This is a genomic window from Streptococcus raffinosi (assembly GCF_030284685.1).
GTDB classification, from domain to species: Bacteria; Bacillota; Bacilli; order Lactobacillales; family Streptococcaceae; genus Streptococcus; species Streptococcus raffinosi.
Genome location: NZ_JASUZV010000003.1, coordinates 17,531 through 41,768, shown reverse-complemented (window position 1 = coordinate 41,768; position 24,238 = coordinate 17,531). Strand labels below are relative to the sequence as shown.

26 protein-coding genes and 1 other annotated feature are annotated in these 24,238 nt (G+C 39.2%); of the genes, 3 read left to right on the top strand and 23 right to left on the bottom strand.

Annotation, left to right across the window (positions count from 1 at the left end; genetic code table 11):
• Window positions 1-95: 95 nt before the first annotated feature.
• Both QRD39_RS02805 and pepV read right to left on the bottom strand, forming a co-directional pair.
• Complete coding sequence (locus QRD39_RS02805) at window positions 96-680, bottom strand: uracil-DNA glycosylase family protein (RefSeq protein WP_008534527.1); 585 nt, start codon at window positions 678-680, stop codon at window positions 96-98.
• Between the two features lie 38 nt (window positions 681-718).
• Window positions 719-2,125, bottom strand: a complete 1,407-nt coding sequence (pepV, locus tag QRD39_RS02800) for a dipeptidase PepV (RefSeq protein WP_285955581.1) — start codon at window positions 2,123-2,125, stop codon at window positions 719-721.
• A 239-nt stretch (window positions 2,126-2,364) separates the two neighbouring features.
• Between pepV and QRD39_RS02795 the strand changes: the two genes are divergently transcribed.
• Window positions 2,365-2,550 (top strand): 4-oxalocrotonate tautomerase, encoded by a 186-nt coding sequence (locus QRD39_RS02795; protein ID WP_002888803.1) that lies wholly within the window; start codon window positions 2,365-2,367, stop codon window positions 2,548-2,550.
• A 91-nt stretch (window positions 2,551-2,641) separates the two neighbouring features.
• On the opposite strand, the gene QRD39_RS02790 is transcribed toward QRD39_RS02795, so the two are convergent.
• The 6 genes from QRD39_RS02790 to QRD39_RS02765 all read right to left on the bottom strand — a co-directional run bounded on the left by QRD39_RS02790 (window position 2,642) and on the right by QRD39_RS02765 (window position 5,859).
• Entirely contained in the window at window positions 2,642-3,115 is a 474-nt protein-coding gene (locus QRD39_RS02790) for a GNAT family N-acetyltransferase (protein WP_285955580.1), read from the bottom strand.
• 43 nt (window positions 3,116-3,158) lie between these two features.
• Window positions 3,159-3,518 carry a 50S ribosomal protein L20 gene (gene rplT, locus QRD39_RS02785; protein ID WP_008534524.1) on the bottom strand — a complete coding sequence of 120 codons (360 nt, stop codon included), beginning with the start codon at window positions 3,516-3,518 and terminating at the stop codon, window positions 3,159-3,161.
• A 56-nt stretch (window positions 3,519-3,574) separates the two neighbouring features.
• Window positions 3,575-3,775: a 50S ribosomal protein L35 gene (gene rpmI / locus QRD39_RS02780; protein ID WP_002888810.1), complete on the bottom strand. Its 201-nt coding sequence runs from the start codon at window positions 3,773-3,775 to the stop codon at window positions 3,575-3,577.
• Between the two features lie 38 nt (window positions 3,776-3,813).
• The gene (gene infC, locus QRD39_RS02775) at window positions 3,814-4,344 is read right to left on the bottom strand and encodes a translation initiation factor IF-3 (RefSeq protein WP_008534523.1); all 531 of its coding nucleotides are present in this window, start codon (window positions 4,342-4,344) and stop codon (window positions 3,814-3,816) included.
• A gap of 13 nt (window positions 4,345-4,357) precedes the next feature.
• Window positions 4,358-4,481, bottom strand: a sequence feature (ribosomal protein L20 leader region).
• A 23-nt stretch (window positions 4,482-4,504) separates the two neighbouring features.
• Window positions 4,505-5,185 (bottom strand): (d)CMP kinase, encoded by a 681-nt coding sequence (cmk, locus tag QRD39_RS02770; protein WP_285955579.1) that lies wholly within the window; start codon window positions 5,183-5,185, stop codon window positions 4,505-4,507.
• A gap of 20 nt (window positions 5,186-5,205) precedes the next feature.
• Entirely contained in the window at window positions 5,206-5,859 is a 654-nt protein-coding gene (locus QRD39_RS02765) for an SAG1386/EF1546 family surface-associated protein (protein ID WP_021145461.1), read from the bottom strand.
• Window positions 5,860-5,904: 45 nt separating this feature from the next.
• On the opposite strand from QRD39_RS02765, the gene QRD39_RS02760 reads away from it, so the two are divergent.
• Window positions 5,905-6,102, top strand: coding sequence for a ferredoxin (locus QRD39_RS02760; RefSeq protein WP_081102602.1), 198 nt, complete (start codon window positions 5,905-5,907; stop codon window positions 6,100-6,102).
• Here the strand turns inward: QRD39_RS02760 and QRD39_RS02755 are convergent.
• The 11 genes from QRD39_RS02755 to queG all read right to left on the bottom strand — a co-directional run bounded on the left by QRD39_RS02755 (window position 6,077) and on the right by queG (window position 17,997).
• Window positions 6,077-6,586, bottom strand: coding sequence for an EbsA family protein (locus tag QRD39_RS02755; protein WP_285955578.1), 510 nt, complete (start codon window positions 6,584-6,586; stop codon window positions 6,077-6,079). The two genes, QRD39_RS02760 and QRD39_RS02755, sit on opposite strands and share 26 nt — an antisense overlap.
• Before the next feature lie 56 nt (window positions 6,587-6,642).
• A complete protein-coding gene (gene pepT, locus QRD39_RS02750) occupies window positions 6,643-7,866 on the bottom strand; it encodes a peptidase T (RefSeq protein WP_285955577.1) in 1,224 nt (407 codons plus the stop codon).
• 72 nt (window positions 7,867-7,938) lie between these two features.
• On the bottom strand, window positions 7,939-10,128 hold the full coding sequence (locus QRD39_RS02745; RefSeq protein ID WP_143567332.1) for a GBS Bsp-like repeat-containing protein: 2,190 nt from the start codon (window positions 10,126-10,128) through the stop codon (window positions 7,939-7,941).
• A 174-nt stretch (window positions 10,129-10,302) separates the two neighbouring features.
• Window positions 10,303-10,860: a signal peptidase I gene (gene lepB, locus QRD39_RS02740; RefSeq protein WP_285955576.1), complete on the bottom strand. Its 558-nt coding sequence runs from the start codon at window positions 10,858-10,860 to the stop codon at window positions 10,303-10,305.
• 120 nt (window positions 10,861-10,980) lie between these two features.
• Window positions 10,981-12,210, bottom strand: a complete 1,230-nt coding sequence (locus QRD39_RS02735) for a tetratricopeptide repeat protein (RefSeq protein WP_285955681.1) — start codon at window positions 12,208-12,210, stop codon at window positions 10,981-10,983.
• Entirely contained in the window at window positions 12,200-13,378 is a 1,179-nt protein-coding gene (locus QRD39_RS02730) for an AI-2E family transporter (protein WP_285955575.1), read from the bottom strand. Before QRD39_RS02730 ends, QRD39_RS02735 begins: the two co-directional genes overlap by 11 nt.
• Before the next feature lie 9 nt (window positions 13,379-13,387).
• Window positions 13,388-13,870: an NUDIX hydrolase gene (locus tag QRD39_RS02725; RefSeq protein ID WP_285955574.1), complete on the bottom strand. Its 483-nt coding sequence runs from the start codon at window positions 13,868-13,870 to the stop codon at window positions 13,388-13,390.
• A gap of 155 nt (window positions 13,871-14,025) precedes the next feature.
• A complete protein-coding gene (gene ftsX, locus QRD39_RS02720) occupies window positions 14,026-14,955 on the bottom strand; it encodes a permease-like cell division protein FtsX (protein WP_021151940.1) in 930 nt (309 codons plus the stop codon).
• Window positions 14,948-15,640, bottom strand: coding sequence for a cell division ATP-binding protein FtsE (gene ftsE, locus QRD39_RS02715; protein WP_008534508.1), 693 nt, complete (start codon window positions 15,638-15,640; stop codon window positions 14,948-14,950). The genes ftsX and ftsE overlap by 8 nt, the downstream gene beginning before the upstream one ends.
• An 87-nt stretch (window positions 15,641-15,727) precedes the next feature.
• Window positions 15,728-16,826 (bottom strand): peptide chain release factor 2 gene (prfB, locus tag QRD39_RS02710; protein ID WP_134954254.1). Its coding sequence is split into 2 segments (ribosomal slippage): window positions 15,728-16,753 and window positions 16,755-16,826, totalling 1,098 coding nucleotides; the frame shifts between segments, so codons are not numbered across the junction.
• A gap of 52 nt (window positions 16,827-16,878) precedes the next feature.
• On the bottom strand, window positions 16,879-17,997 hold the full coding sequence (queG, locus tag QRD39_RS02705) for a tRNA epoxyqueuosine(34) reductase QueG (protein ID WP_285955573.1): 1,119 nt from the start codon (window positions 17,995-17,997) through the stop codon (window positions 16,879-16,881).
• A gap of 93 nt (window positions 17,998-18,090) precedes the next feature.
• Between queG and QRD39_RS02700 the strand changes: the two genes are divergently transcribed.
• Window positions 18,091-18,948, top strand: a complete 858-nt coding sequence (locus tag QRD39_RS02700) for a metallophosphoesterase (protein ID WP_285955572.1) — start codon at window positions 18,091-18,093, stop codon at window positions 18,946-18,948.
• A 23-nt stretch (window positions 18,949-18,971) separates the two neighbouring features.
• On the opposite strand, the gene QRD39_RS02695 is transcribed toward QRD39_RS02700, so the two are convergent.
• The 4 genes from QRD39_RS02695 to QRD39_RS02680 form a co-directional block, all read right to left on the bottom strand.
• On the bottom strand, window positions 18,972-19,718 hold the full coding sequence (locus QRD39_RS02695) for an NADPH-dependent oxidoreductase (RefSeq protein ID WP_285955571.1): 747 nt from the start codon (window positions 19,716-19,718) through the stop codon (window positions 18,972-18,974).
• 394 nt (window positions 19,719-20,112) lie between these two features.
• Entirely contained in the window at window positions 20,113-22,797 is a 2,685-nt protein-coding gene (locus QRD39_RS02690) for a cation-translocating P-type ATPase (protein WP_285955570.1), read from the bottom strand.
• Between the two features lie 265 nt (window positions 22,798-23,062).
• A complete protein-coding gene (locus tag QRD39_RS02685; protein WP_285955569.1) occupies window positions 23,063-23,449 on the bottom strand; it encodes a YwiB family protein in 387 nt (128 codons plus the stop codon).
• A 24-nt stretch (window positions 23,450-23,473) separates the two neighbouring features.
• A complete protein-coding gene (locus QRD39_RS02680) occupies window positions 23,474-24,238 on the bottom strand; it encodes a nucleoside phosphorylase (RefSeq protein ID WP_285955568.1) in 765 nt (254 codons plus the stop codon).

Here is a 24,238-nt window from a genome sequence, read left to right as displayed (position 1 = left end):
AAAAGCCCTAAAGGGCTTAGAATTCTCTTACACACATGAATCTGTTCCACAATCATTTGTAGACTAAATGTTCAATCAAGACCAGACAACAATGGTTACTTGTTTAAAATGTCTTTGACCAAGGCTTTTAAATCTGGAACCACTTCTTCCATAAACCATGGATTTTTCGCTTGCCAGATATTATTTCGAGGAGATGGATGTACTAATGGAAGATAGTCTGGAAGATAGTCTTTGTAATGCTTAACTGTATCCGTTAATTTTGCCGATGATTTTTGGTGTAAATAGTAACGCTGAGCATAGTTTCCCACTAGTATGGTTAATTGAATATTCGGTGCTAAAGCCAATACTCTCTTGTGCCATTTGTCCGCAAATCCTTTACGAGGTGGTAAATCACCAGATTTACCGTGACCAGGAAAATAGAAATCCATTGGGACGATGGCAAACATACCCGATTCATAGAATTCTTCACGTGAAACTCCCATCCAATCTCTGAGATTATCTCCACTGGGATCATTCCAATAAAGTCCTGACTCTTGTGCACGAATACCAGGAGCTTGTCCGACGATATTAATCCGTGCCGTTTTTGGAATGGTAAACAAGGGTTTTATACCTTGTTCCGTATAAACTTTATTTTGTTCATCAGCCATAATGGCTTGTGTCAATTCTTCAAGTGTTTCCATAATGTCCTCCAAAAAAAGAGACAGTCTGTCTCTTCTTTTTATTTGATTAACTCATAGATAGCCTCTGCATAAATGGCAGCAGCACGGTACAAGTCCTCAACTTCAGTAAATTCATCGGCTTGGTGCATCGTGTTGACATAACCTGGGAACATAGCTCCATAGGCAACGCCACGTTTAAGGAGACGTCCAAAAGTTCCACCACCAATGATTTGTTCTTCACCTTTAAGTCCTGTGTGTTTCTCGTAAACCGAAAGAAGTGTTTGAACCATAGGGTCACTCACTGGTACATAGTGAGGGACATGTCCGTGTTCTGAAAGAGTGACCTCCTTAGGACCTTCAAGTTTTTCAAGGCCGGCCTTAATACCGTCTACATCAACACCTTGAGGGTAGCGGAAATTCAAAGCGATTGTATTATCTTCTGATTCCTTATTGAAATGAAACACCCCAGCATTCATGGTCAATTCACCCATCTTAGGATCTGTGTAAGCAAGACCTACTTTTTCACCAAAGAAATCTTTATGCAATGTTTCAGCAATGACATTCAAATAAGCTTGAGCATTCCCTTGGAAATCAAATTGGCTGAGGAAGAGGGCTAGATAGGTTGCACCATTAATACCTTTTTGAGGCATCATACCGTGAACTGATTTCCCATGAATAGTTACATGGAAGGCCCCAGCTTCTTCAGTCACCTGACCAGTTACTCCCTGATCAGCCGCAAAGTTAGCTAACTTAGCCTCAAGTTCTTGCAAAGTGATAGGTCCAGTAAAACCAGCACTTGCAGATTCAGGAACCATGTTCTCACGCAAGCCACCATTGAAGCTTACAAGACTAAATGCACCATCATTTTGACCTTCAAAATGAAGATAGGCAGTGATATTTCCTTTTTCTCCATTAATAATTGGAAATTCAGCATCAGGAGAAAAACCAAAATCAGGATCTTTCAATCCATTATGCGCAAAATAATAAGCCATATCATCCCAACCAGATTCTTCATCTGTACCAACGATGAAACGAACACGCTTAGATACTGGAAGATTCAGCTCTTTAATAATTTTCAAAGCATAATAACAAGCCATTGTTGGACCCTTATCATCTGATGAGCCACGAGCATAGAGTTTACCATCTTTGATTACAGGTTCATAAGGGTCTGTATCCCAACCACTCCCAGCTGGAACCACATCCAAGTGTGCAAAGATACCCAAAACTTCATCACCTTGACCAAATTCAAAGTCACCAGCATAATTATCAATATTACGCGTCTTATAGCCGTCACGTTTAGCTAAAGCAAGAAAATGTTCCAAAGCTTTTACTGGCCCGGGGCCAAATGGGTGCTGTTCATCAACCTTACTGTCATCACGTTCTGAATTAATGCGTAGCAAACCAAAAAGGTCCTCCATTAAATCATCTTTACGTTTATCAACTTCAGCACGAAAATCTATTGTCATAATTTACTCCTTACTGTCTCTAATTAGCACTATTTTACCATTTTTAGTAAGAGTTTTCATCCCCAGAGAATAGATCACATTAAAAAAGCAAACTATTATCTAACATCACAAGTCCCTACCAATTTCGAAAACGTTATAGTCTAACCTTGAGATAATATCATTTCAAGAATTTCCAAAAACTTTAGAATATTCTCTTAATTAATGCTATAATAAGACTATCAAAACTAAGGAGATGTATTATGCCATTTGTAAAAATTGATCTCTTTGAAGGTCGTACTCAAGAACAAAAAGTCGAGCTTGCCCGTGAAGTTACTGAAGTTGTATCACGTATCGCAAAAGCTCCTAAAGAAGCTATTCACGTTTTCATTAACGATATGCCAGAAGGGACTTACTACCCACACGGCGAAATGAAAAAGAAAAACTAACCATCATTAGCAGTCACAACCGTGGCTGCTTTTATTATTAAAAAACAGGAGAAGATCTCCAGATTTATTATCAGAAAAATTTTGAAAAGGGCTATTTTAGGATAGTTTCCATCTCTGTATATCTCGGTTTCATACCTAAACGATCATAAAAACGTAGAGCCCCATCATTATCATTCCATACGTGAAGTGTTACGTTATAACACCCTAGCTCCTTAGCATATTCCAAGGCGAATTGATAAAGTTTTTCACCTAATTTTTTTCCTCGAGCTTCCTTATCCACACAAAGATCGTCAATAAAAAGCGTCTTATGAGCCTTCTTGGGCCCATCATTTTCAGAAATATCTTGAATTATCAAAAAAATATGTCCCAGGATACAACCATTCTCATCTTCGTAAACAAAAATAGGCTTAGTTGAATCATTAATGACTGCTTCTAACTCTGCATTAGTAAATTTACTACCTTCTGACTTAAAAATATCAGGACGCACTTGATGATGAACAATAAGAATCTGCTCCAAGAGTTCCTGTACTCTCGGAATGTCCTCAGTTTTTGCTAAACGAATCATAATTACCTCCATAAAAAAAGATGGGACAAGCCCATCTTAATTCTTATTTACCAAGTTTTGCTTTAGCAGCTTCTGCAAGAGCTGTGAAAGCTGCTGCATCGTTAACTGCCAAATCAGCAAGCATTTTACGGTTAACTTCGATTTCAGCCAATTTCAAACCATGCATCAATTGTGAGTATGAAAGTCCGTTCAAACGAGCTGCCGCATTGATACGAGTGATCCAAAGTTTACGGAAATCACGTTTCTTTTGACGACGGTCACGGTATGCATAGTAGTAAGAGTTCATTACTTGTTCTTTTGCAGTACGGAACAAGATGTGTTTTGCACCATAGTAACCTTTAGCAAGTTTCAATACACGTTTACGACGTTTGCGTGATACAACGCCACCTTTAACACGAGCCATTTATATATTCCTCCGAATTAGTTCTAGTTTAGTTAAATTGTAATGCTTGTAGCGAATTAACGCATTTGAGAAAGCATTGATTTGATACGTTTAAAGTCACCTGAATGTACCAATGATGCTTTACGAAGGTGACGACGTTGTTTTTTAGTTTTACCGTGGAAACGGTGAGATGTGAAAGCACGGAAGCGTTTCAATCCACCTGAACCTGTACGTTTGAAACGTTTAGCTGATGCGCGGTGTGTTTTTTGTTTTGGCATTTTAAAATTCTCCTCTTAAAATAGTGTTAGTTTGACAATTATTTTTTGTCAGGAATTGGTGCAAGTTGCATGAACATTTGTCGTCCATCCATCTTAGCTCTTTGCTCAATAATCGAAATATCTTGCGTTTTTTCAGCAAATTCCGCCAAGACCTTAGCTCCGATTTCTTTGTGAGTAATCATACGTCCTTTGAAACGGATAGAAACTTTAACCTTATTTCCTTTTTCAAGGAATTTACGACCATTACGAAGTTTTGTTTCGAAGTCCCCTTTATCGATAACTGGGCTCAAACGAACTTCCTTAACGGTAACAACGCTTTGTTTCTTACGTTGTTCTTTTTGTTTCTTTTGATACTCAAATTTGAACTTACCGTAGTCCATAATCTTCGCAACAGGTGGCGTAGCTTGTGGTTGGATAAGAACCAAGTCAACATTTGCATCATCTGCAATAGCTTGCGCTTCTGACAATGGTTTAATTCCCAATTGTTCACCATCAAGACCAACAAGACGAACTTCACGGACGCGAATTTCATCATTAATGAATAGATCTTTCTTAGCTATGATCTTCACCTCTTTATTTTTTTAGAGAAAAACAAAGCGGACTTGATAAACAAGCCCGCACACATTATATCCTATAATTGGATTTGACATGTTGGGCCAGACAACCTAGGTCGCAAGGCGAGAAGTTCTCACTTCTGCTTTTCTCATTGTTACTAGTATAACAATTGATTTATCCCTTGTCAATAATTTTCTTCGCTTTTTCTTGAATAAATTCCACAACGCCATCAATTGACACTCCTGTGGTATCAAAAGTAATAGCATCTTCAGCCGATTTCAAAGGTGAAACCTTACGGTGGCTATCTTTATAGTCACGTTCAGCAATTTCTTTCTTAAGTGTCTCAAGATCAGCCGGAATACCTTTTTCGATATTTTCCTTATAACGACGTTCTGCACGTTCATCGACAGAAGCAATCAAGAAAATCTTAAGTTCAGCATCCGGTAGGACAACTGTACCAATATCTCGACCATCCATGATAATGGCCCCTTCCTCAGCAATGCGTTGTTGCTGAGAAACAAGCTCTTTACGCACTTCAGGAATGGCGGCAACCCAAGAAACGTTGTTAGTCACTTGGTTATCACGAATAGGATGAGTTACATCAACATCGCCAACATAAACTTGCTGGCTACCATCTGCTGCTTTCCCAAATGAAACAGGATGTTGAGAGAGTTGCTCTAAAATTTCTGGGACATTATCTTCAGTCAAACCATTTTGCAATGCTAGATAGGTTGCAGAACGGTACATAGCTCCTGTGTCGAGATAAGTATAGCCAAGATTTTTTGCGATAATCTTGGCTACAGTACTTTTTCCACTAGACGCAGGACCATCAATTGCAATTCTAATATCTTTCATGATGTTCCTTTGCTATTAAATTATTGAACGTTAACGACATCTCCTGGGTTAGCATACCAGTAACCACTTGTCATGTGATCTGGGTTAAGGCGTTCCAACTCACTTACAGAAATACCTGCACGTGCTGCAATAGAACCAGCACCTTCTCCAGATTGGACAACGATAGAAGATCCATCAGCTGCTGCAGAACTTGATGCTGTTGTTTCAGTTGCATCAGCATCTTCTTCTTTTGAAGCATGTTTTGAGGAGCTTGATGATTTAGTTGCTGAGGATTTCTCTTTTGAAGATTTTTCTTTAGTAGATTTCTCAGTTTCTTCGTCCTTGCTTGAAGCCTTTTCACTTGATGATGATTTGACAACTTTGCTTGTTGATGATGAATAGAAACCAGAAGATTCTTTAGACTCAGCTGTTTTGTTTCCTCCAACATTTGATGTGTAGAAAACAAAGAACAAAATACAAACAACAATGATGAAGAAAAGTCCTAAAAGAACTGTCAAGAATGACGAATTGATGAAACCACCCTTGTCACGCTTTTCATCTGAAGAATCATTGTCATCATCTTCTTCATAGTCATCGTAGTCTTCATACTCATCTTCATCATCTAGAAAATCAGCATCAACAACATCTTCCAACTCTTCGTCAGAAACTTTTTCTTCCCATGGTTTTTTACTCATGTTATTCTCCTTGTAAAAACAATAAATCTATTTTAAAATAATACTATGAAAGTATCATTAATTCCAGAAAAATGTATCGCCTGTGGTTTATGCCAAACCTACTCTCCTATCTTTGATTATGACGACGAAGGTATAGTTAGGTTTAGAGATAGCGACCAACTTAGCCTAATCATTGAAGATAGCCCCGAGACCTTGACAGCTGTCAAGTCTTGTCCGACTAAAGCCCTTTTTTGCGAAGTTTAAGCTTAAGGGCTTTTTTTGATTCCTCATAGAAGGCAAAATAATCAAAATTGGTCATTTGATCCATCAGCTCTACTTCTCCCTTAAAATCGGGATGAAGGGCTAAAGCATCTAAAAAATACTTCTTAGGCCACTTTCTCATGTAAAACTGACGTTTCTTTCCATTCTTGAAAATAAAACTTAGGCCTGTCTTAACCACTTCGATTTTTTCAATATCACTAATCTTAACCTTACGTGGCTTAAAGATATTGAAAGAAACAATACCAAGATTTCCTTTATCATCGATAATGAAGTAACGATGAAATCCTAAACCAAATAGGGCAACGAAAATAGTGAATAGCATCAGAATATGATAAGGCACCGAGTACAACTCGAAGAGAAGGGCCGCAGCAATAAAGATAGGTGTAATAGCTAATGACCAATAAATGATTAGCCAAGACAATTCCGGTTGCCAACGGTAACGATACTTGCCGAAAATTTTTATCATCTCAGCACCTCCATTACTTTTAATTCTACCATAAAATTAGTATTTAGCAAGCTCAATTAAGGTTTACTGACAATTCCAAGAATAACATCTACGGCTTTTTCCATTGTCTGCAAGGAAACGTACTCATAACGGCCATGCATATTTTCACCACCTGCAAAGAGATTCGGTGTCGGAATGCCCATGAACGAAATTTTTGAACCATCAGTTCCACCACGAATTGGTTCAATAACTGGTGTAATGTCAAGCTCTTCCATAACTTCCTTGGCTAACTCGACAGGTGTCATGTCTTTTTCAATCACTTGACGCATATTATAGTATTGATCTTTGAGTAGCAACTCAACACGTTTTTGACCATATGCCTGATTCATCTTATCGGCAATTTCTTGGAAGCTTGCTTTACGATTTTCAAAGGACTTGGTTTCAAAATCACGAATAATATAAGAAGATTTCGCTTCTTCAACAGTACCGGTCATGATTTGAAGATGGTTGAATCCTTGATAGCCATCTGTCAACTCAGGACGGTCCTCTACTGGCAACTGATTATGAAAATCAATGGCTAACTGCAAGGCATTAACCATCTGACCTTTTGCTGTCCCAGGATGAACATTACGGCCATGGAAGGTCAGCTCTGCTCCTGCTGCCGAAAATGTCTCGTACTGCAATTCACCCAAGGGACCACCATCAACAGTATAGGCAAAATCAACATCAAAATCAGCAACATCAAATTTGTCTGCACCAATTCCAATTTCTTCATCAGGGCCAAAGCCTACACGAATCTCACAGTGTTTGATTTCAGGATGAGCCTTCAAATAAGCCAAAGCTGTCATGATTTCAGCAATACCAGACTTATCATCAGCTCCTAGCAGTGTTGTACCATCCGTCGTAATAAGTGTCTGACCGACATAATTCTTGAGATTTGGAAAATCAGCTGGGTCTAGGTTATAACCTGAAGTCCCAAGAGAAATGATACCACCATCATAGGAATCAATGACCTGTGGTGACACTCCTTCTGCATTAAAATCGGCAGTATCCATATGTGAGATGAAACCAATCTTACGTGTTAGTTGAGCATCGTTAGCTGGGAGGGTTGCTACTAAGTAGCCGTTACTTTCCAGATAGTGGATATTAGTCAAACCCAGTTCTTCTAATTCTGGTTTTAGAACCTCCAAGGCAAAACCAACCTGGCTTTGCGTTGTTGGGGTCCTTTTTGAATTCTCATCACTACGTGTATTGATTTTGACATAGCGTAGAAAACGCTCTAAGAGTAAATCGTAAGCCATAAGCACTCCTTTGGTTATATTTATTTCATTATAGCATAAAAGCCCATCAAAATGATGGGCTAACCTTATCACTTAAACATTAGATTCTTTTTCGTAGTAAGCTTTAATCCCTGCTACAATCGCATTAGCCAAAGTTTCTTGGTAAGCAGACGTCGTTAAGCGAGCTGCTTCTTGAGGATTTGACAAGAAACCTAGTTCTAGAAGGACTGCCGGTGCTGTTGTTTCTCGCAAGACCGCAAAGGTGCGACGCTTAACACCCTGATTCTGAGCTCCAGTTGCGTTAATAAGGCTAGACTGAATAGCATTTGCCAGGGTATCACTCATGCTCAAACGAGTCGGATTGGCATGATAAGCCGCATTAATACGTGAAGGATATTCCGCAAAAGGTTGGTAATAATAAGTCTCGATACCTTGTGCTGCTGAACTTCCTGAAGCATTGATATGGATACTGACGAAAATATCTGACTCAGAGGCATTGGCAGCACGTGAACGATCTGTTAGGTCGACAAAGGTATCACTTGTGCGTGTGGTGACTACTTGATAGCCTTCTGCTTCTAGTTTAGCTTTCACCCGACTTTGGATAGCCAAGGTCAAGCTCTTTTCAGAAATGCCAAAATAAGAAGCCCCTGGATCATAGCCACCATGGCCCGCATCTAGATAAACAATTTTATTAAAGACATCATAGTTTCCTCGAGAAGCTGAACCGATTTTCTTAGGAGCTACCACGTCAACAGAAGTTGCACCAAAACCAACATTCTTACCCGATGCATCTGTCAAATATCCGTGAACGATGTACTTGCCTGAATTCCACTTGTGTTGGCTGGCAGAAATCGTCACCTTATAGGAACCATCCTCCTGTTTTGTAGCATTATGCCAAACAAGATCGTCTTGACCATTTTGGTCAGACCATACAGGGATAACGACACCTGTAATCCCCCCTGGATTGGTGAGATTAGTGATGACAACATCAAAAGTACCTCGATTTTTGTCGTTGTTGGCAATAGTTAAGGTTCCTTGAGTCTTGGTAATATCAAGGGTCACTTGTTTGCCTCCAAGGCCAATGAATTTACCATCATTATCAACCAAGTAGACATGAGAGTTATAGAGACCGCTATCACCTTTATGGTTGCTTGAACGAACGGTTACCTTATAGTCTCCATTAGCTTGTTTAGCTGCCTTGTACCAGATGATATCATCTTGACCATTCTTTTCTGACCAGGTTGGAACTAGGACTTCTTTAAAGCCGTATGGTGCAACCAAATTTGAAATGACAAGATCATAGCTACCAGTAGCATTGTTCAAACCTGTAATGGCAAGGTCTGCTTTTGGGCTATTTTGAATTTCTATCGGATTGTCACTGATGTTAATCGCAGTATTACTTTCTTCATCCCACTCGTAGAGCTTATATGCTTCAATCAAACGAATAAGCTTGTCTGCATAACCTGGATCTGTTGCATATCCAGCATTTTTTAGTTCCTGGGCAGCAGTCCTATAATCTGTTGCATTGATAACTTTTCTATAATTGTTTTTTCGCCACTCTGTACTTGTGAAAAATTTTGCATGATCTACAACACTGTCATTCCACGATGAATATTTTCTAAAGGCAGCGTTAATGGTAATATAACGACCGTTAAGATATTCCTGAGTTGGTACTACTACAGTATCACCACCCCAATCATCCGAATCCTTAATGCCAAAGAGATTATGATTAGGTGCTTGAGCAAGGCTTGAGTTGCCCCAACCACTTTCTAGGATTGCCTGGGCTGCCGTAATTGATGGGAGCACTCCTTCCTTGGCTCCATCCATAGCTCCCTGTTTAATAGCATTAAGAAAATGACTTTGCCTCTCACTGGTACTGTCAACACTATCTGGCCCTTGATAAGCACTCCTAGTCACGGAATTATTGGTCAAATTGGAAGTTGCTATATAATCTGTTTTATCTTGAAATTCTGTCTCCGTTGAGTTTTGGTCAACAGTGTTAAATGAAGCCTCAGCTGTCACTGTCGTATACGAATTTTCAAAAGTAACTTCTGATGTTTGCTTTTCTCCTTTCGGTACAGTCTCAGAATTTGAAACAGTCGTTAAACTTGTCGTTTGCTCCTTTGATATTGGCTTAGTAGCATTAGCATTTGAAGAATTTTCCATTACTTCATCAGCTCCTGCTGTCACACCACATGTCCCTAAGAATAACATGGTTAACATAACGCCACATAATCCATAGGTTTTATTCTTCTTAAATCCTAAGACATTTTTTTCTTGCATATTCTTTTCCTTTTCTACTGATATATTTCCGTTAATTCACTTCAATTCTATTTAAGTTAAGTCTTAAATTAGCTGACGATAGCTCCCAGTATCAAAATGAATTACCAGTTATATATTCGCAAAAAAGCTAGAAACTTAACAAAAGTTCCTAGCTTTTTCAGTCATTAAAGAATATTAGTCAACATCAACAAAACCAAAACGTGATAGAGGATACAATCTGAAAGAGATAACACCTTTAATTTGGTCTTTTTCAATGAGACCAAACTTACGACTATCATCTGTATTACGACGATTATCGTTTAATACTAGGTATTGTCCCTTTTCAATCTTCGTTTGCTTGTTATCGGTCAACGTTGCAATTGAAAAATCATCTGTGAAAAAATTCCCAGGCGAAACAGTAGCCAAATAAGCTGATTTATCGTGGCTAATATAATTTTCTTCAATTGGCTTATCATTGACATAAAGAAAATCATCCATAGCTGTTACGCTCTTTCCTTCACCGGCAATAACACGTCCAATGTATTCCTTGCCATTAACTGTATAAAGAATAAAATCTTTTTTCTGAGGCTCAACATTTTTATTGAAAGTAACATAGTCACCAGCATGAATATAGTCATTAGCCTGACCTTCAGTCACACGATGTGTTGAGAAGACAAAAGCTCTCAACAACAAAATCACTACAATGGCAAGAACTGCTATGATAATATTTCGAATTAAATCTCTCTTAACCATATCTACTCCTTATGGGTTCTAATAAAATCATAACATAAATAGACAAATAAAAAAAGAGAAAGTGAACAGACTTAACTATCACATCCTCTATTGAGTTTATGCTTTCAAGAGTTTCGAAGATTAATTGTCATCAAGAAATGTTTGCATATTAACATCATCTGGAACCAAGGAAAGATATTTTTCCGCCGTAACATGCGCTTGATCTCTGTAGCCAAATTCGCGCAAGATATAAGCGTAATCCTGTAAAAATTCAGGGTTATCAGACAAATCAGTAGATAGGTCTTGATAAATTTGAAAGGCTTTCTCTTCATCATCAAGTGCTTGATAAGCCTTGGCAATGTTCCAACGGGCCAAGACAGAATCAAATTCGTAATCGGCTAAAGCCACGAGATCATCGTAACGTTCTTCTTCCAAATAGAGAGTACTTAAACGTAAAACAATCTCGTCCTGATCCTCAGCTAGCGGCAAGGCTTGCTTCAAATAGGATTCAGCAGACTGAGTATCGTGCAATTCGTAGGATAACTGTGACGCTAACAAAAGTAATTGCACATTAAAGGCATTTTTAGAAATTCCTTGTTGTGCTATCCGTAAAGCTTCTTCGGTTTTATGTTCAGCATGTAACGATAAGGCGTAAATATACTCATACCCCTCAAAGTCTGTAGACATGGTTTCAATCTGTTTGAAGTAGAAATTAGATTTTTGATACTCTTCCTGATCGTAAAGTAGTGTCGCTAATTCAAAGGCAATAGTATCATCGTATTCAATTTCAATAGCTTTTTCCAAAAATTCTCGAGCAGCTTCAAACTTACCAAGACTAGCATAAGCTTTACCAATACGTTCATAAGTAGAAACCCCCGTAGCTTCAAGAAGCTCACGGTTATCAAGTTTAGCATAATAATGAATAGCCTGCTCAAAGTTTCCAAGTTCAAACTCCATTTCAGCCAAACCGAAAATGATAATGGAGTCATCTGATAGTTGACTCGCCTCTAGCAACTTGTCACGGGCTACATCTGTTAACCCCTCCATTTGGTATAGATCTGCCTTCACAACTAAAGCAGACAAATAATCCTCGGAGTCCTCAGGAATAGCATCTAAAAAGAGAAAAGCCTTCTCAATATCACCATCTTCAGCAGCAATTTGAGCTAGATTAACATTGACCTCTGGAAAATCAAAACGAACTTTTTCATAAATTTCTTGAGCCTGTGGTAAAAAACCGATAGATTCAAGGTACTCAGCTAACTCTACGAGAACTTCAGCTGGATCTTCTTGCAGAGCTTTCTTAAAATATTTATCCGCATGATCTAAATCTTGGTTACCAATAGAGGCAACCATTTTCTCACTATTTAACATCTTCTTTTTGTCCTTCAATTTCTTTGTCATCATGGTAAAGATTACTTACTGACCGGTACCAATCAAAAATCTCTTTAACAACAACCTTGACGGAAGCATAGATTGGGATTCCTAATAATACGCCCCAGACGCCGTAAAGAGAACCTGCCGTCAGAAGAATAAACATAATAGTAATAGGGTGAATACTGAGTTTGTTACCCAAAACAAGTGGAGAAACAAAACGTCCTTCGATGGTTTGCTCAATGACAAAAATAATGAGAACCTTGATTAGCATTGCGGGACCTTGTACCAACCCCATAATAACAACTGGTACCATGGCAAGAAAACTTCCAAGGTAGGGAACCATATTTAAGAAACCTGCCATAATACCAAAAGTCACCCCATATCGAAGACCCACAATTTTAAACATGATACAAAACATAATGGCCACGACAATAGCAACTGTAACTTGGCCTTGAACATAACCTTCTAACTGATTATTGATATCTGACAGCATTCGAACAGTCGTTTCACGAAAACGAGTGGGTAACACTGACACAAAGCCCTGCTTCATCTTTTGACTATCCCTTAGGAGATAAAAAAGAATGAAAGGAGCCAAAATAATAGCAACCGTAACTCTAGCCACAGTACTAGCAAAGGTTCCTACCCAAGTCAAAGCTGATGAAGAGAAATTTTCAGCATAGTTAACCATTCTCGCTGAGAAATCACTGAGCATAGCTTCTAAATCTCCACGGTAATTGGAAAGAAAAGGGAGATTTAGCCAGCGTTCGGCTTCACTATTAGCTCGGGCAATATAAGACGGTGTATTTCTAATCAAAATCAAAATCTGATTTTGTAAACTAGGAATAGCTGTTGAAATTCCCAAAACTAAGAGTAAGGCGAGAATAGCATAGATGACCAAGATAGACATCGTTCTACTTAAACCAGTTTTTTCTACTAAGAGAACCAAAGGTTTTATCAAATAGTAAAGGAGCGTAGAAATAACCAGAGGCAACATGATGATTGTCAAAAAATCAATGACTGGTGAGAAAATAGGACTAATTTTGGTAAAAATCAAAACCGTCAAACCAATCAACAGTAATATTAAAAAGGCCACTACAGCCTGATTATTCAAAACCCATTTAAAAAACCAAGTTTCTGAAAAATTTTCTGTCTTTTTTTGCTTCATAGTTCCTCCCTATTTATCATAAAAGGTCACAGTCTTGTCTACCAAGTTCTGGTTGGAATCATAAACAAACTTAGCAGAGAAGAAAGGTTGGTCTTCAAGAATCCACTTAAAGATCTCATAGTCACCTTCCCAAGTTGGCTTAGACAAAACCTTATCATAAGGTACCCATTCAAGCGTTCCTTCACGAGACTCCTCATCTGAGATGAGTTCTCCTTCAAAACCAGTTACCTTAAAGACATAGGTGTACCAATCATGACCAGGGGTAAATTCTGGGAAGGTAATCATACCTTTAAAATCCATCTCTGTCACTGTAAAATGTGTTTCCTCAAAAATTTCACGACGGGCACATTCATCAGGTGTCTCTCCAGCTTCTAGTTTTCCCCCAACAGAAATCCACTTTCCTTCATGAACATCATTAGGCTTTTTATTACGATGTAGGAGCAAAAGCTCTTTTCCATTATCAATATAACAAATGGTAGCTAACTTTGTCATAATGCATCTCTTTTCCAATGTTTTTTAAATATTATACCAAATCTGAGATTGGATTTGGTCTTTGAGCCATGATTTTGAGATAAAGCAAAAATTTAGGTGTCATGAAGCATTCTGGATTGAAAAAAGAGAACCAGAACGGTTCTCCTTTAATTGCATTAATATTTCAAATAACGGCGCATTGCCATACGAGACCCAACTGAACCGATAATAATACCGACTGCAAAGAGGGTTCCGATAACAGCGTAGACAAACCATTCTGGATCGTACATAGAGACACCACCCTTAACAAAATCAGGATTTAAGGTTGAATAAACCATGTGGTACAAAAGATAGATGAGGCCAGAAGGAATGATGGCACCTAATGCACCAATCCAAGCACCTTCCATCAAGTAAGGACGGCGAATGTAGGAATTCTTAGCACCGACTAAACGCATGATGTGAATTTCAGTCGCACGTGACATAATGGTGATACGAATGGTATTAGAAATCAAGAGTACAGCCACAACAGTTAAGAGAGCTGTCGCAATAATTCCCCACAATTGAACACGTTTCATGGTAGACATCAGAATTTCACTATCTGAGCCACCAAAGTTAGAATTATCGACACCCTGAATAGCCTTAGCTTCCTTGGCAACACGACTCACATCATCTGGTGTTTTAGTTTGAATAATGTACACATCTGATAGAGGGTTTCCATCTCCAGTAGCTGTTTCGAAACTTGACCCCATTGTTTTGATGAGTTCTTTCTTTTGTTCTTCTTTACTAGAGAAAGTAACCTTATCGACACCCTTTATCTTGGTCAATGCATCATAAACTTTATGGTAGTCTTTATTGGCAACAATTTGACCAGATATCTCTTTAACAGTTTTTGAAGCATCCGTCGAATCAGGCTGCAAGTACACATTGACCTGAATATTTTTTTCAATATCAGAAGCCAATTTTTGAGTGTTAAGAATAACAGAACCAAAAACACCTAAAAGTGACAGCACAATCATTACTGAGAATACCGCCGTAAGAGTAGACAATAGATTACGTTTGAGGTTCTTAATAGATTCTCCTAAATGGCGGAAAAAGCGTCTAATCATGGTAACCGTACTCTCCTTCCTCTTCATCACGAACAATACGTCCCTCTTCAATCGCTATGACACGATGACGAAGGTTATTAACGATAGTTGAGTTATGGGTTGCCATTAAAATGGTCGTTCCCTGCAGATTAATACGTTCAAGAACTTGCATAATTTCCCAAGAAATCTCAGGGTCCAAGTTCCCTGTTGGTTCGTCCGCAATCAAAACTTTTGGATTATTTACGATAGCACGCGCAATAGCGACACGTTGCTGCTCACCACCAGATAATTGGTTAGGGAAAGAACGCATCTTGTGCTTAAGTCCAACCAATTCGAGAACCTCTGCGACACGTTTTTTTATGTGACGAGGGCGCTCACCGATGACCTCCATCGCATAAGCAACATTTTCAAAAGCTGTTTTCTTTGGAAGAAGTTTATAATCCTGGAAAACAACCCCGATAGAACGTCGCAAGAGTGGAACATCTTTTTTACGAAGATGGGTTAAATCAAACTCCCCTACCTTCATAGAACCACTCGTTAATTTTTCTTCTTGGTAAAACAAGCGAATTAAACTTGATTTACCGGCACCAGAAGGTCCAACTAAGTAAACAAATTCCCCTGAGTTAACAGACAAATCAATGTGTCTTAGGGCAGTTGTCGACTTATCATACTTCTTAGTAACATCTTTTAATTCAATAAGAGCCATAATGTAAGTATTCAACTACTAAAATAGCTGAATGCCTTCCTTTCATTGAGATAAAGTATCTAAATACTTAAAAACAGTATATCATTACTATTCTTCCATACGCCACTTGAGGTAGGCATCAATGAAGCCTTCAATATCTCCATCCATTACCTTATCAACCTGGGCAACTTCATAGCCTGTACGATGATCCTTAACCATAGTGTATGGGGTGAAAACGTATGAGCGAATTTGGCTTCCCCAAGTGATTTCTTTCTTATCACCTTTCAAAGCATTCACTTCTTCTGCTTTCTTTTCTTGCTCCATTTGATAGAGTTTCGCTTGAAGCATCTTCATAGCACGGTCACGGTTTCCATATTGTGTACGGTCAACCGTTGAAGCTACAACAATACCTGTTGGAATGTGAGTCAAACGCACACCGGTAGAAACCTTGTTGACGTTCTGACCACCTGCACCACCTGAACGGAAAGTGTCCATCTTGATATCATCATCACGAATATCAACTTCAATGGTATCATCCAATTCAGGCATGACTTCCACAGAAGTAAATGAGGTATGACGACGTTTGGCAGAGTCAAAAGGTGAAATACGAACCAAACGGTGGACACCCATTTCTGACTTGAGGAATCCGTAAGCATTAGGACCTTCAAAAGCAAGGGTTACAGATTTAATACCAGCTTCATCACCCGCCTGATAATCCAAAGTTTCAACCTTGAAACCTTTGGCATTTCCATAACGTTGGTACATACGGAGCAACATATCTGCCCAGTCTTGAGCCTCTGTTCCACCAGAACCTGGGTGAATTTCCAGAATGGCATTGTTATGGTCATATGGTTCAGACAAGAGTAAGGTCATCTCGTAACTTGTCATAATCTTATCAAGTTTTTCGAGCGTCTCTTCGAGTTCCTCCTGAACGCTGCTATCTTCTTCCAACATCTCCAAATATAGTTCTGTCTCGTCAGAGAGTTCCTGCATATTGTTGAAAGTTTCGTATTTCATTTTGAGCTCGTTCAACTCTTGAGAAGTTTTTTGAGCCGCAATATTATCATTCCAAAAATCAGGCTCAGTCATTCGGTTTTCAAGGAGCGCAATGTCCTCTTCCAAACGATCTAAGTCAAAGAGACCTCCCGAAGCTCACGAGCTTCTCTTGATTTTCAGAGATTTTTTGGCGAATTTCTGCCACTTCCATGGATAGGTTTCCTCCATTTTATAGTATTATGCTTAATTCTAGCATAAATCGCCTAAATTTGCCATTTTGCACATACAAGCTCCCACTCAGCTTGGGCTTCTTCATCTTTGGGTGAAAGTCCTCTCATATAGTCTAACATAGCTTGATTTGGCTTCTTAACTATCTCACCGAGAGCCCAAATAGCCGTTGCCGTATGGATGGGATTATTATTCTTATCAATAATCTCCATCAGTTTGACAATGGCGTTGCGATCATGTAAGTTGGCCAAGGCAATAATGGCGTTTCGCTGAAGAATGTTCTTACCACGCCAAGAACCGGCGATCATGCCAAACTTCTCTTTAAAAGACTTATTAGTCAGCTCTAGAAATGGGAGCAATTCAGGCATGGCAAGCTCAGGGTCAATATCTGAAGCTAAAGGATTGTCAATACCTCTGTTATATGGACAGGAAATCTGACAAATATCACAGCCATAGATAACAGTCTTGATTTTCTTTCGAAACTCCATATCCATCATGCCCTTATCTTGGGTTTGGAAGGAGAGGCAACGACGAGCATTCATAGTCCCATCACCAATGAGACAAGATGTCGGACAGGCATCCAGACAACGACGGCAATCCCCGCAACCATAGTCTACCTCATGATCAGGTTCAATCTCTAGATTCGTGATAAGCTCCCCAAGATACATGTAGGACCCGTATTCTTTCGAGATAACAAGTCCATTCTTACCAATAAAACCAATTCCTGCTCGCTTGGCTACTGCAGTATCGACCAAGGCTCCAGTGTCCACCATACCTTTATATTCGAAGTTTTCTGTCAGTTTTTCAATGCCTTCTGCCAGTCGTTTTAGTTTATCCTGCAAAACATAGTGATAATCTAGCCCCCATGAATTTGGAGTGATTTTGCCACGCTTATACTCTGTTTTTTGGGGTTGTTGTGGCAGCTTATGCGGATAGGCAACTGCAATGGAAATGATGGTTTTAGCTGATTCCAAGCTCAATTTGGGGTAAATACGCTCTTCAATATTTTTATGCTCAAATCCTGTCGTTCGCCCTTCTTCAACGCCAAGTCGAAGGGACTTTTCCAGATAGGCGAAATCATCGGCTGTTGTAAAACCAATTTTTGAAATGCCAATCTCCTTGGCCATCTTTTGTATTTCTAACTTGATATCCATATTCTTATCATAATGAAAATGTAGCCCTAGGGCAAGCATTTTTCATCATCTTCGTTTAAAGACAAGACACGACCTTTTTGTTACAATGTTTCTATGACAAGACTTGCAGTAATGAGTGATTTACATATTGATTTGAATCACTTTGAGACATATGAAATTGATACTCTTATAAAATGTCTAAAAGATCAAAAAATCAGCCACCTTCATATTGCTGGTGACATTTCTAATCATTATTTTAGCGACACTAAACCATTTCTACAAAAGCTTTCCAAGGAGGTCAAGGTCACCTATAATTTAGGCAATCATGATATGCTAGATTTAGAGGATGACCTTATTGATAAGCTTGATTTCCAGCTGATTGATTTAGGTAGTAAGACATTATTGGCTTTTCATGGCTGGTATGATTATTCCTATTCAGATGAAAAGTTGGATAAAATTCTCAGGCGTAAGAGACAGCTTTGGTTCGACAGACGTCTCAGACGATTGGGGACTGATCCAGAAATCTGTCAAACTAGTCTCAAGAAGCTAGATAATGTTTTAAGCGAATTAGATACGAGCAAACTCATTGTTGCCATGCATTTTGTTCCTCACAGCCGTTTTACCATGACGCACGAACGTTTTAAACCTTTTAATGCTTATTTGGGATCAGAAGAGTTCCATCAGATTTTCGTCAAACACGACGTTAAAGATGTTGTTTTTGGTCATGCCCACAGGAGTTATGGGACGGTAAAGATTGACGGTGTAACCTATCACTCTCGACCCCTTGGATACAGTCGAGAATGGGATTTAACCATTAACTTTGTTTCCAATCACCCTGAACTCAATCCAACTGGAACATGGAACCTCTCCAAACGTTACAACCTAGTCAAGAAACTCCCAGAGTTTTTAGAGTATGAAAAAAAGGAACTAGCAAATGAGTTCCTTTCATCCATGACATTATTAGATGTATAGAACGGCTCTATGGGGGTCGTTTTTTATTCGGTGAAGAATCCTTGCTTTTGAAGGTCCTTCAAGGTATTTGCACGATTAGCGACAGATTTATCCATAGTCTTTGCAATCTGAGTCGTAAATTCATCAACTCTGTGATTAAGATCGCGAAGGTCATAATACTCATGGACGTCAGCATCGTAGTCTTTAAGTTCTTCCAAGGGATTTTCCAAATCCTGATAGTAATTTTCCATATGGATGACGTGACGTGGCAAACGAGGTTTCAGCTGTGGTTCCTGATTTGGCCAACCAACTGCTAAACCCACTGCGGGATAAACATACTTAGGCAGTTTAAGAAGCTCTGAAAGTTTAGCATTATCATTTAAGATACTACCCAAGTAAACAGTTCCCATACCCAAACTTTCTGCAGCTACAACCATGTTTTGAGTAGCAATCATAGCATCTGAAAAAGCTGAAATAAAGCGTTCGGGACTACCTTGCACCAAGGCCTCAGCGCCCTTTGCTTCCGCAATCAAGGTATTACGTCTTTGATCCACAACAACTACAAAAAGATGCCCAGCCTTTGGAATATAGGGTTGGTTTGCAATCTCTGCAATTTGTTCCTTCAACTTTTCATCAGTGATACTTATAATTGAATAAGCCTGTCTAAAATTACTCGTTGATGTATGTCTGGCAACATCAACTAAGAGGTTGACTTCTTCCTGTGTCAGAGCTTTGGGTTTAAACTGACGAATACTACGGTGATTAAGTTGTGTCTTAATGGTTTCGTTCATAAGCTTCTCCTTAAACTAGTCATTACTTCCCCTCAATTATAAACAAGACATCTGACGAATTCAAGATGTGATAAGAAAAAGCTCACGACTTAATCTCTGTTCAAAATGTTGAAAAATGTCCTTAAAAAATCTAGTAAACTAAGAAGCTTTACTAAAATCGGAAAAGACTCTTTATTTAGCGACTGTACGGTACATATTCCGAGCCTTTCCGACGTGATAAAAACGACTGAAACATAAGATTTTCAGTCGTTCGTAAGTTTGGGACCTTAGACTCGAAACTTAATCATGGAACTTCGAAAAAGTTCGCTGACGTCCGCTATCACATAAGGAAAATCTCAAAAATAGACCTGTATCTCTAATAAAAGCCAGAGACCTGTATCTCTGACTTTGTATTTTATATAGCGTCTTTATCCTTGCCAAGGGCACGTTGAGTGGCTTTAACTAATTCAACAAGTACCACAATCAAGAAGGAACCTACAATAACCGCAAGCCATTGTGTCAGACTAAGGTGTGACACATGGAAGAGATTATTAAATCCAGGAACCACGATAGTTGCCATCAGAAGAACAAAGGCTACTGGAATGGCCCAATTGAAAGTCTTGTTTCTGAAGAGACCAACTTTAAAGACTGATTGATACACAGATTTAACGTTAAAGGCATGGAGCAACTGAATTAAGCCAAGTGTTGCAAAAGCCATTGTAAGGGCATCTGCGTGAATGGCTCCTTGCGTATGGTGCTCTGGGAAGACAAGACCCCAACCATAAACGGCAAGAACAAGGATAGTTTGAAGAATTCCCTGATAAATAATAGCACCGAAGACACCACCATCAAAGAAGTTTGATTGACGTCCACGAGGTTTGTGAGTCATAATACCTGGTTCAGCTGGCTCAACCCCAAGTGCGATGGCTGGAAGGGTATCAGTTACTAGGTTAATCCAGAGAAGATGAACTGGTTGAAGCACATCCCATCCAAACAGTGTAGCGAAGAAGATAATGAAGACTTCGGCCATATTGGCTGACAAGAGGTACTGGATTGATTTTTGGATGTTTGAGAAGACCTTACGACCTTCTTCTACAGCGACGATAATTGTCGCAAAGTTATCATCGGCAAGAACCATGTCAGAAGCTCCCTTAGAAACCTCTGTACCAGTAATTCCCATACCAATACCAATATCAGCTGTCTTAAGTGAAGGTGCATCATTAACCCCGTCACCTGTCATGGCAACAACCTTGCCATCATTTTGCCATGCCTTAACAATACGAACCTTATGTTCAGGAGACACACGCGCATAGACAGAGTATTGTTTGAATACTTTTTGGAATTCTTCATCAGAAAGTTCATTCAGCTCAGCACCAGTGAAGACATGGTCTTCTGTGTCATTTGGATCGATGATACCAAGACGTTTAGCAATAGCTTCTGCTGTATCTTGGTGGTCACCAGTAATCATGATTGGACGAATACCCGCTTCTTTCGCCACACGAACAGCTTCTGCTGCTTCAGGACGTTCTGGGTCAATCATACCCACCAAGCCTGAGAAAATCAAATCAGACTCAACAACCTCAGATTCCAAAGTAGGAATGTCACTCGTTGTCTTATAAGCCATCATCAAAACACGAAGGGCTTGTTTGGCTAAATCTTTGTTAGTCATAAGAATAGCTTGTTTATCTGCATCCGTGATAGGACGAATCTCACCATTGATTTCAATACGAGTCACACGTTTAAGCAATTGGTCAGGAGCACCTTTAACAGCTACAAAGTAAGACCCATCTGTTTCTTTATGAATAGTAGACATGAGCTTACGGTCAGAGTCAAATGGCAACTCTGCCACACGAGGCTCTGATTTCAAGACGTCACGCACATCAAAATTATGGTCCAAACCAAATTGAACAAGGGCTGTTTCCGTTGGATCTCCGATTAATTTACCATCTGGATCCACCTTTGTATCATTGGCAAAGTTCATAATACGAAGGGTCGTATTGTCCGCACCAAGTTCTGTGTCAGCGCTTTGCAATTGACCGTTTGCATAGACTTTTTCAACGGTCATTTGGTTCATTGTCAAGGTACCAGTCTTATCAGATGCGATAATTTCTGTTGAACCAAGTGTTTCAACAGCTGGCAATTTACGCACAATCGAATTACGTTTAGCAAGTGTCGTTGTTCCCAATGATAAGAGGATGGTTACAATAGCAGGCAAACCTTCAGGAATGGCTGCAACGGCAAGAGCAACGGCAACCATCAAACCTTCAAGGGGTTGTTCGCCACGAATGAAGACACTCACCAAGAATGTCACCAAAGCAATCGCAACAATAAGGTAGGTTAAACTCTTAGATAATTGTTCTAGGCTTTGCTTCAAAGGTGTTTGTGATTCGTCCGCATTAGCCAACATATCAGCAATTTTACCAACTTCAGTATACATACCAGTATGGGTAACAACACCAGTACCACGACCATAAGTCACGTTAGAATTCTGGTAACCCATATTTACACGGTCACCAATACCTGCATCTGCTGCAACCGTTTCAGTAATATCCTTTTCAACTGGAACAGACTCACCTGTAAGGGCAGCTTCTTCAATCTTGAGTGATGCAGCTTCAAGCAAACGCATGTCGGCCGGAACAACATCACCTGCTTCAAGCAAAACAATGTCTCCGGGAACCAATTCACGTGAATCAATCTCAACGATATTGCCATCACGACGAACACGAGCTAGAGGACTTGACATGTTTTTAAGGGCTTCAATAGCAGCTTCTGCTTGTCCTTCTTGATAAACACCAAAAGCAGCATTTAAAACAACAACAGCTAAAATAATACAAGCATCTGTCAAACCATGCATCCCTTCTGTAATGACAGAAAGGGCAGCAGCGACAAGCAAGATGATAATCATCAAATCTTTAAACTGGTCGATGAATTTTGACAAGAGGCTACGTTTTTCACCTTCATCCAACTCGTTAAAGCCATAGGCATCTAAACGTTCCTTGGCTTGTGCAGTTGACAAACCATCAACAGAAGTATCCAAGATTTTTAGGACTTCTTCCTCTCCTTGTGTGTAAAACAAGGCTTTACTTTGTTCTTTCGACAAAATAATCTCCTCCTTCTATAATAGGGAAAAATGACTATCAAGGCTCTTTTCATATAAAAAATGATACAAAAAGAGACTTGTTTCCTTAAAAACAAGTCTCGCTGTTTAAGAATATGCCGGAAATGTAAAATTTCGTAATGACGACATAATCGCAACCTTTAATCAAATTTATTGACTAAAGTCGCCTGCTACTCCCTTGATATACCCTTACATTTTATCATAATTTAGGGCTTTTTCAAGCCAAATGACTCAATTTTTTCACAAATTAAAACCATGAAACCTCTAATTCATAATCAGCAAAGACGTCTTCCGTTTCTGGATGTTGCAATTGATAATGAATATCAACTGTTTGGCCATCAGGATCATAGGCAAAAAGGCTCGTAACGGTTTGAAAATGCTGATTACCAAGCGGCGTCGGAATGTGAACCAAGGCAGGTACCTTGGCTGAAAAACGCATGATTGATTTAGGCCGAGAAAAGCGTGTCATAATGAGCTCTTCCTGATTCAATTTTATAACCACTTTTTCTTTCTTTGAATTATGGTGAATAAGATAGAGATAATCTCCTTTTTCCGTAACCTCACAAGGGTGGATTTCCTCAATGATTTCCGTTTGATCTGCTACTTTAATTTTATTTTTGATTTTAATTTCCATTAATTACTCCTTTTGTTGCTATACCTATTTTTCCAACTCTAATGCAATACTGACAGCAATATTAAAGAAAGTCATAGCATCTGCTTTTCTTTCTTCGCGTCTGGCATCCCACTCATGATTATGATGATCAACATAATCAGCCGTGTAGAAAAATTGATAAACCTTGGCTTGTCGATATTGGGCCCAAGCCATGATAGCCGAAGCTTCCATATCTACAACTTTCGCCCCTGCTGCAAGTCTTCGTTTAACCTTAGAAGCTGTTTCACGATAGAAGGCATCTGTCGTCCAAGCTTTGGTCCGAATATGCTCAATACCAGATTTGTTCAAAGCATTCTCCATTGTTAAGAGCAAAGTTTCGTCATAAGCTATCTCATCACTTGCAGGAGCGTAATGGTAACTTGTACCTTCATCACGTAGAGCTGAACTTGGTATAATAATTTTATCTGCTTGAATAGATTGATCTAGAACTCCGCAAGAGCCCAAAACGATAAAGTTGTTAAAGCCTCTCGCTTTGAGTTCTTCTAAGAAACCCACAACCATTGGAGCTCCAATATTAGCCATAGCAACTGCAAGTTTAAGTCCATCTACTTCATAGATATACCATGGTAGTTTGCCATTTAGATTGGTAAGATAGCCACCTTCATAGACTCCGTCTATCTGCTTAACTCTTTCCACTATCTCTCCATTAAAGGAAAGAATAATCGTGTCACAGATTTCTCCACCACCGCCAATACTTTGATTCGTTGGTTCAATGACAGCAGACACATTTTCAAATTCTTCTAATAACAT

Bases quoted from the DNA above. Each gene is read 5' to 3' on its own strand.
- QRD39_RS02805 (WP_008534527.1), bottom strand. From the start codon at position 680: ATGGAAACACTTGAAGAATTGACACAAGCCATTATGGCTGATGAACAA.
- pepV (WP_285955581.1), bottom strand. From the start codon at position 2,125: ATGACAATAGATTTTCGTGCTGAAGTTGATAAACGTAAAGATGATTTA.
- QRD39_RS02795 (WP_002888803.1), top strand. From the start codon at position 2,365: ATGCCATTTGTAAAAATTGATCTCTTTGAAGGTCGTACTCAAGAACAA.
- QRD39_RS02790 (WP_285955580.1), bottom strand. From the start codon at position 3,115: ATGATTCGTTTAGCAAAAACTGAGGACATTCCGAGAGTACAGGAACTC.
- rplT (WP_008534524.1), bottom strand. From the start codon at position 3,518: ATGGCTCGTGTTAAAGGTGGCGTTGTATCACGCAAACGTCGTAAACGT.
- rpmI (WP_002888810.1), bottom strand. From the start codon at position 3,775: ATGCCAAAACAAAAAACACACCGCGCATCAGCTAAACGTTTCAAACGT.
- cmk (WP_285955579.1), bottom strand. From the start codon at position 5,185: ATGAAAGATATTAGAATTGCAATTGATGGTCCTGCGTCTAGTGGAAAA.
- QRD39_RS02765 (WP_021145461.1), bottom strand. From the start codon at position 5,859: ATGAGTAAAAAACCATGGGAAGAAAAAGTTTCTGACGAAGAGTTGGAA.
- QRD39_RS02760 (WP_081102602.1), top strand. From the start codon at position 5,905: ATGAAAGTATCATTAATTCCAGAAAAATGTATCGCCTGTGGTTTATGC.
- QRD39_RS02755 (WP_285955578.1), bottom strand. From the start codon at position 6,586: ATGATAAAAATTTTCGGCAAGTATCGTTACCGTTGGCAACCGGAATTG.
- pepT (WP_285955577.1), bottom strand. From the start codon at position 7,866: ATGGCTTACGATTTACTCTTAGAGCGTTTTCTACGCTATGTCAAAATC.
- QRD39_RS02745 (WP_143567332.1), bottom strand. From the start codon at position 10,128: ATGCAAGAAAAAAATGTCTTAGGATTTAAGAAGAATAAAACCTATGGA.
- lepB (WP_285955576.1), bottom strand. From the start codon at position 10,860: ATGGTTAAGAGAGATTTAATTCGAAATATTATCATAGCAGTTCTTGCC.
- QRD39_RS02735 (WP_285955681.1), bottom strand. From the start codon at position 12,210: ATGTTAAATAGTGAGAAAATGGTTGCCTCTATTGGTAACCAAGATTTA.
- QRD39_RS02730 (WP_285955575.1), bottom strand. From the start codon at position 13,378: ATGAAGCAAAAAAAGACAGAAAATTTTTCAGAAACTTGGTTTTTTAAA.
- QRD39_RS02725 (WP_285955574.1), bottom strand. From the start codon at position 13,870: ATGACAAAGTTAGCTACCATTTGTTATATTGATAATGGAAAAGAGCTT.
- ftsX (WP_021151940.1), bottom strand. From the start codon at position 14,955: ATGATTAGACGCTTTTTCCGCCATTTAGGAGAATCTATTAAGAACCTC.
- ftsE (WP_008534508.1), bottom strand. From the start codon at position 15,640: ATGGCTCTTATTGAATTAAAAGATGTTACTAAGAAGTATGATAAGTCG.
- queG (WP_285955573.1), bottom strand. From the start codon at position 17,997: ATGGATATCAAGTTAGAAATACAAAAGATGGCCAAGGAGATTGGCATT.
- QRD39_RS02700 (WP_285955572.1), top strand. From the start codon at position 18,091: ATGACAAGACTTGCAGTAATGAGTGATTTACATATTGATTTGAATCAC.
- QRD39_RS02695 (WP_285955571.1), bottom strand. From the start codon at position 19,718: ATGAACGAAACCATTAAGACACAACTTAATCACCGTAGTATTCGTCAG.
- QRD39_RS02685 (WP_285955569.1), bottom strand. From the start codon at position 23,449: ATGGAAATTAAAATCAAAAATAAAATTAAAGTAGCAGATCAAACGGAA.
- QRD39_RS02680 (WP_285955568.1), bottom strand. From the start codon at position 24,238: ATGTTATTAGAAGAATTTGAAAATGTGTCTGCTGTCATTGAACCAACG.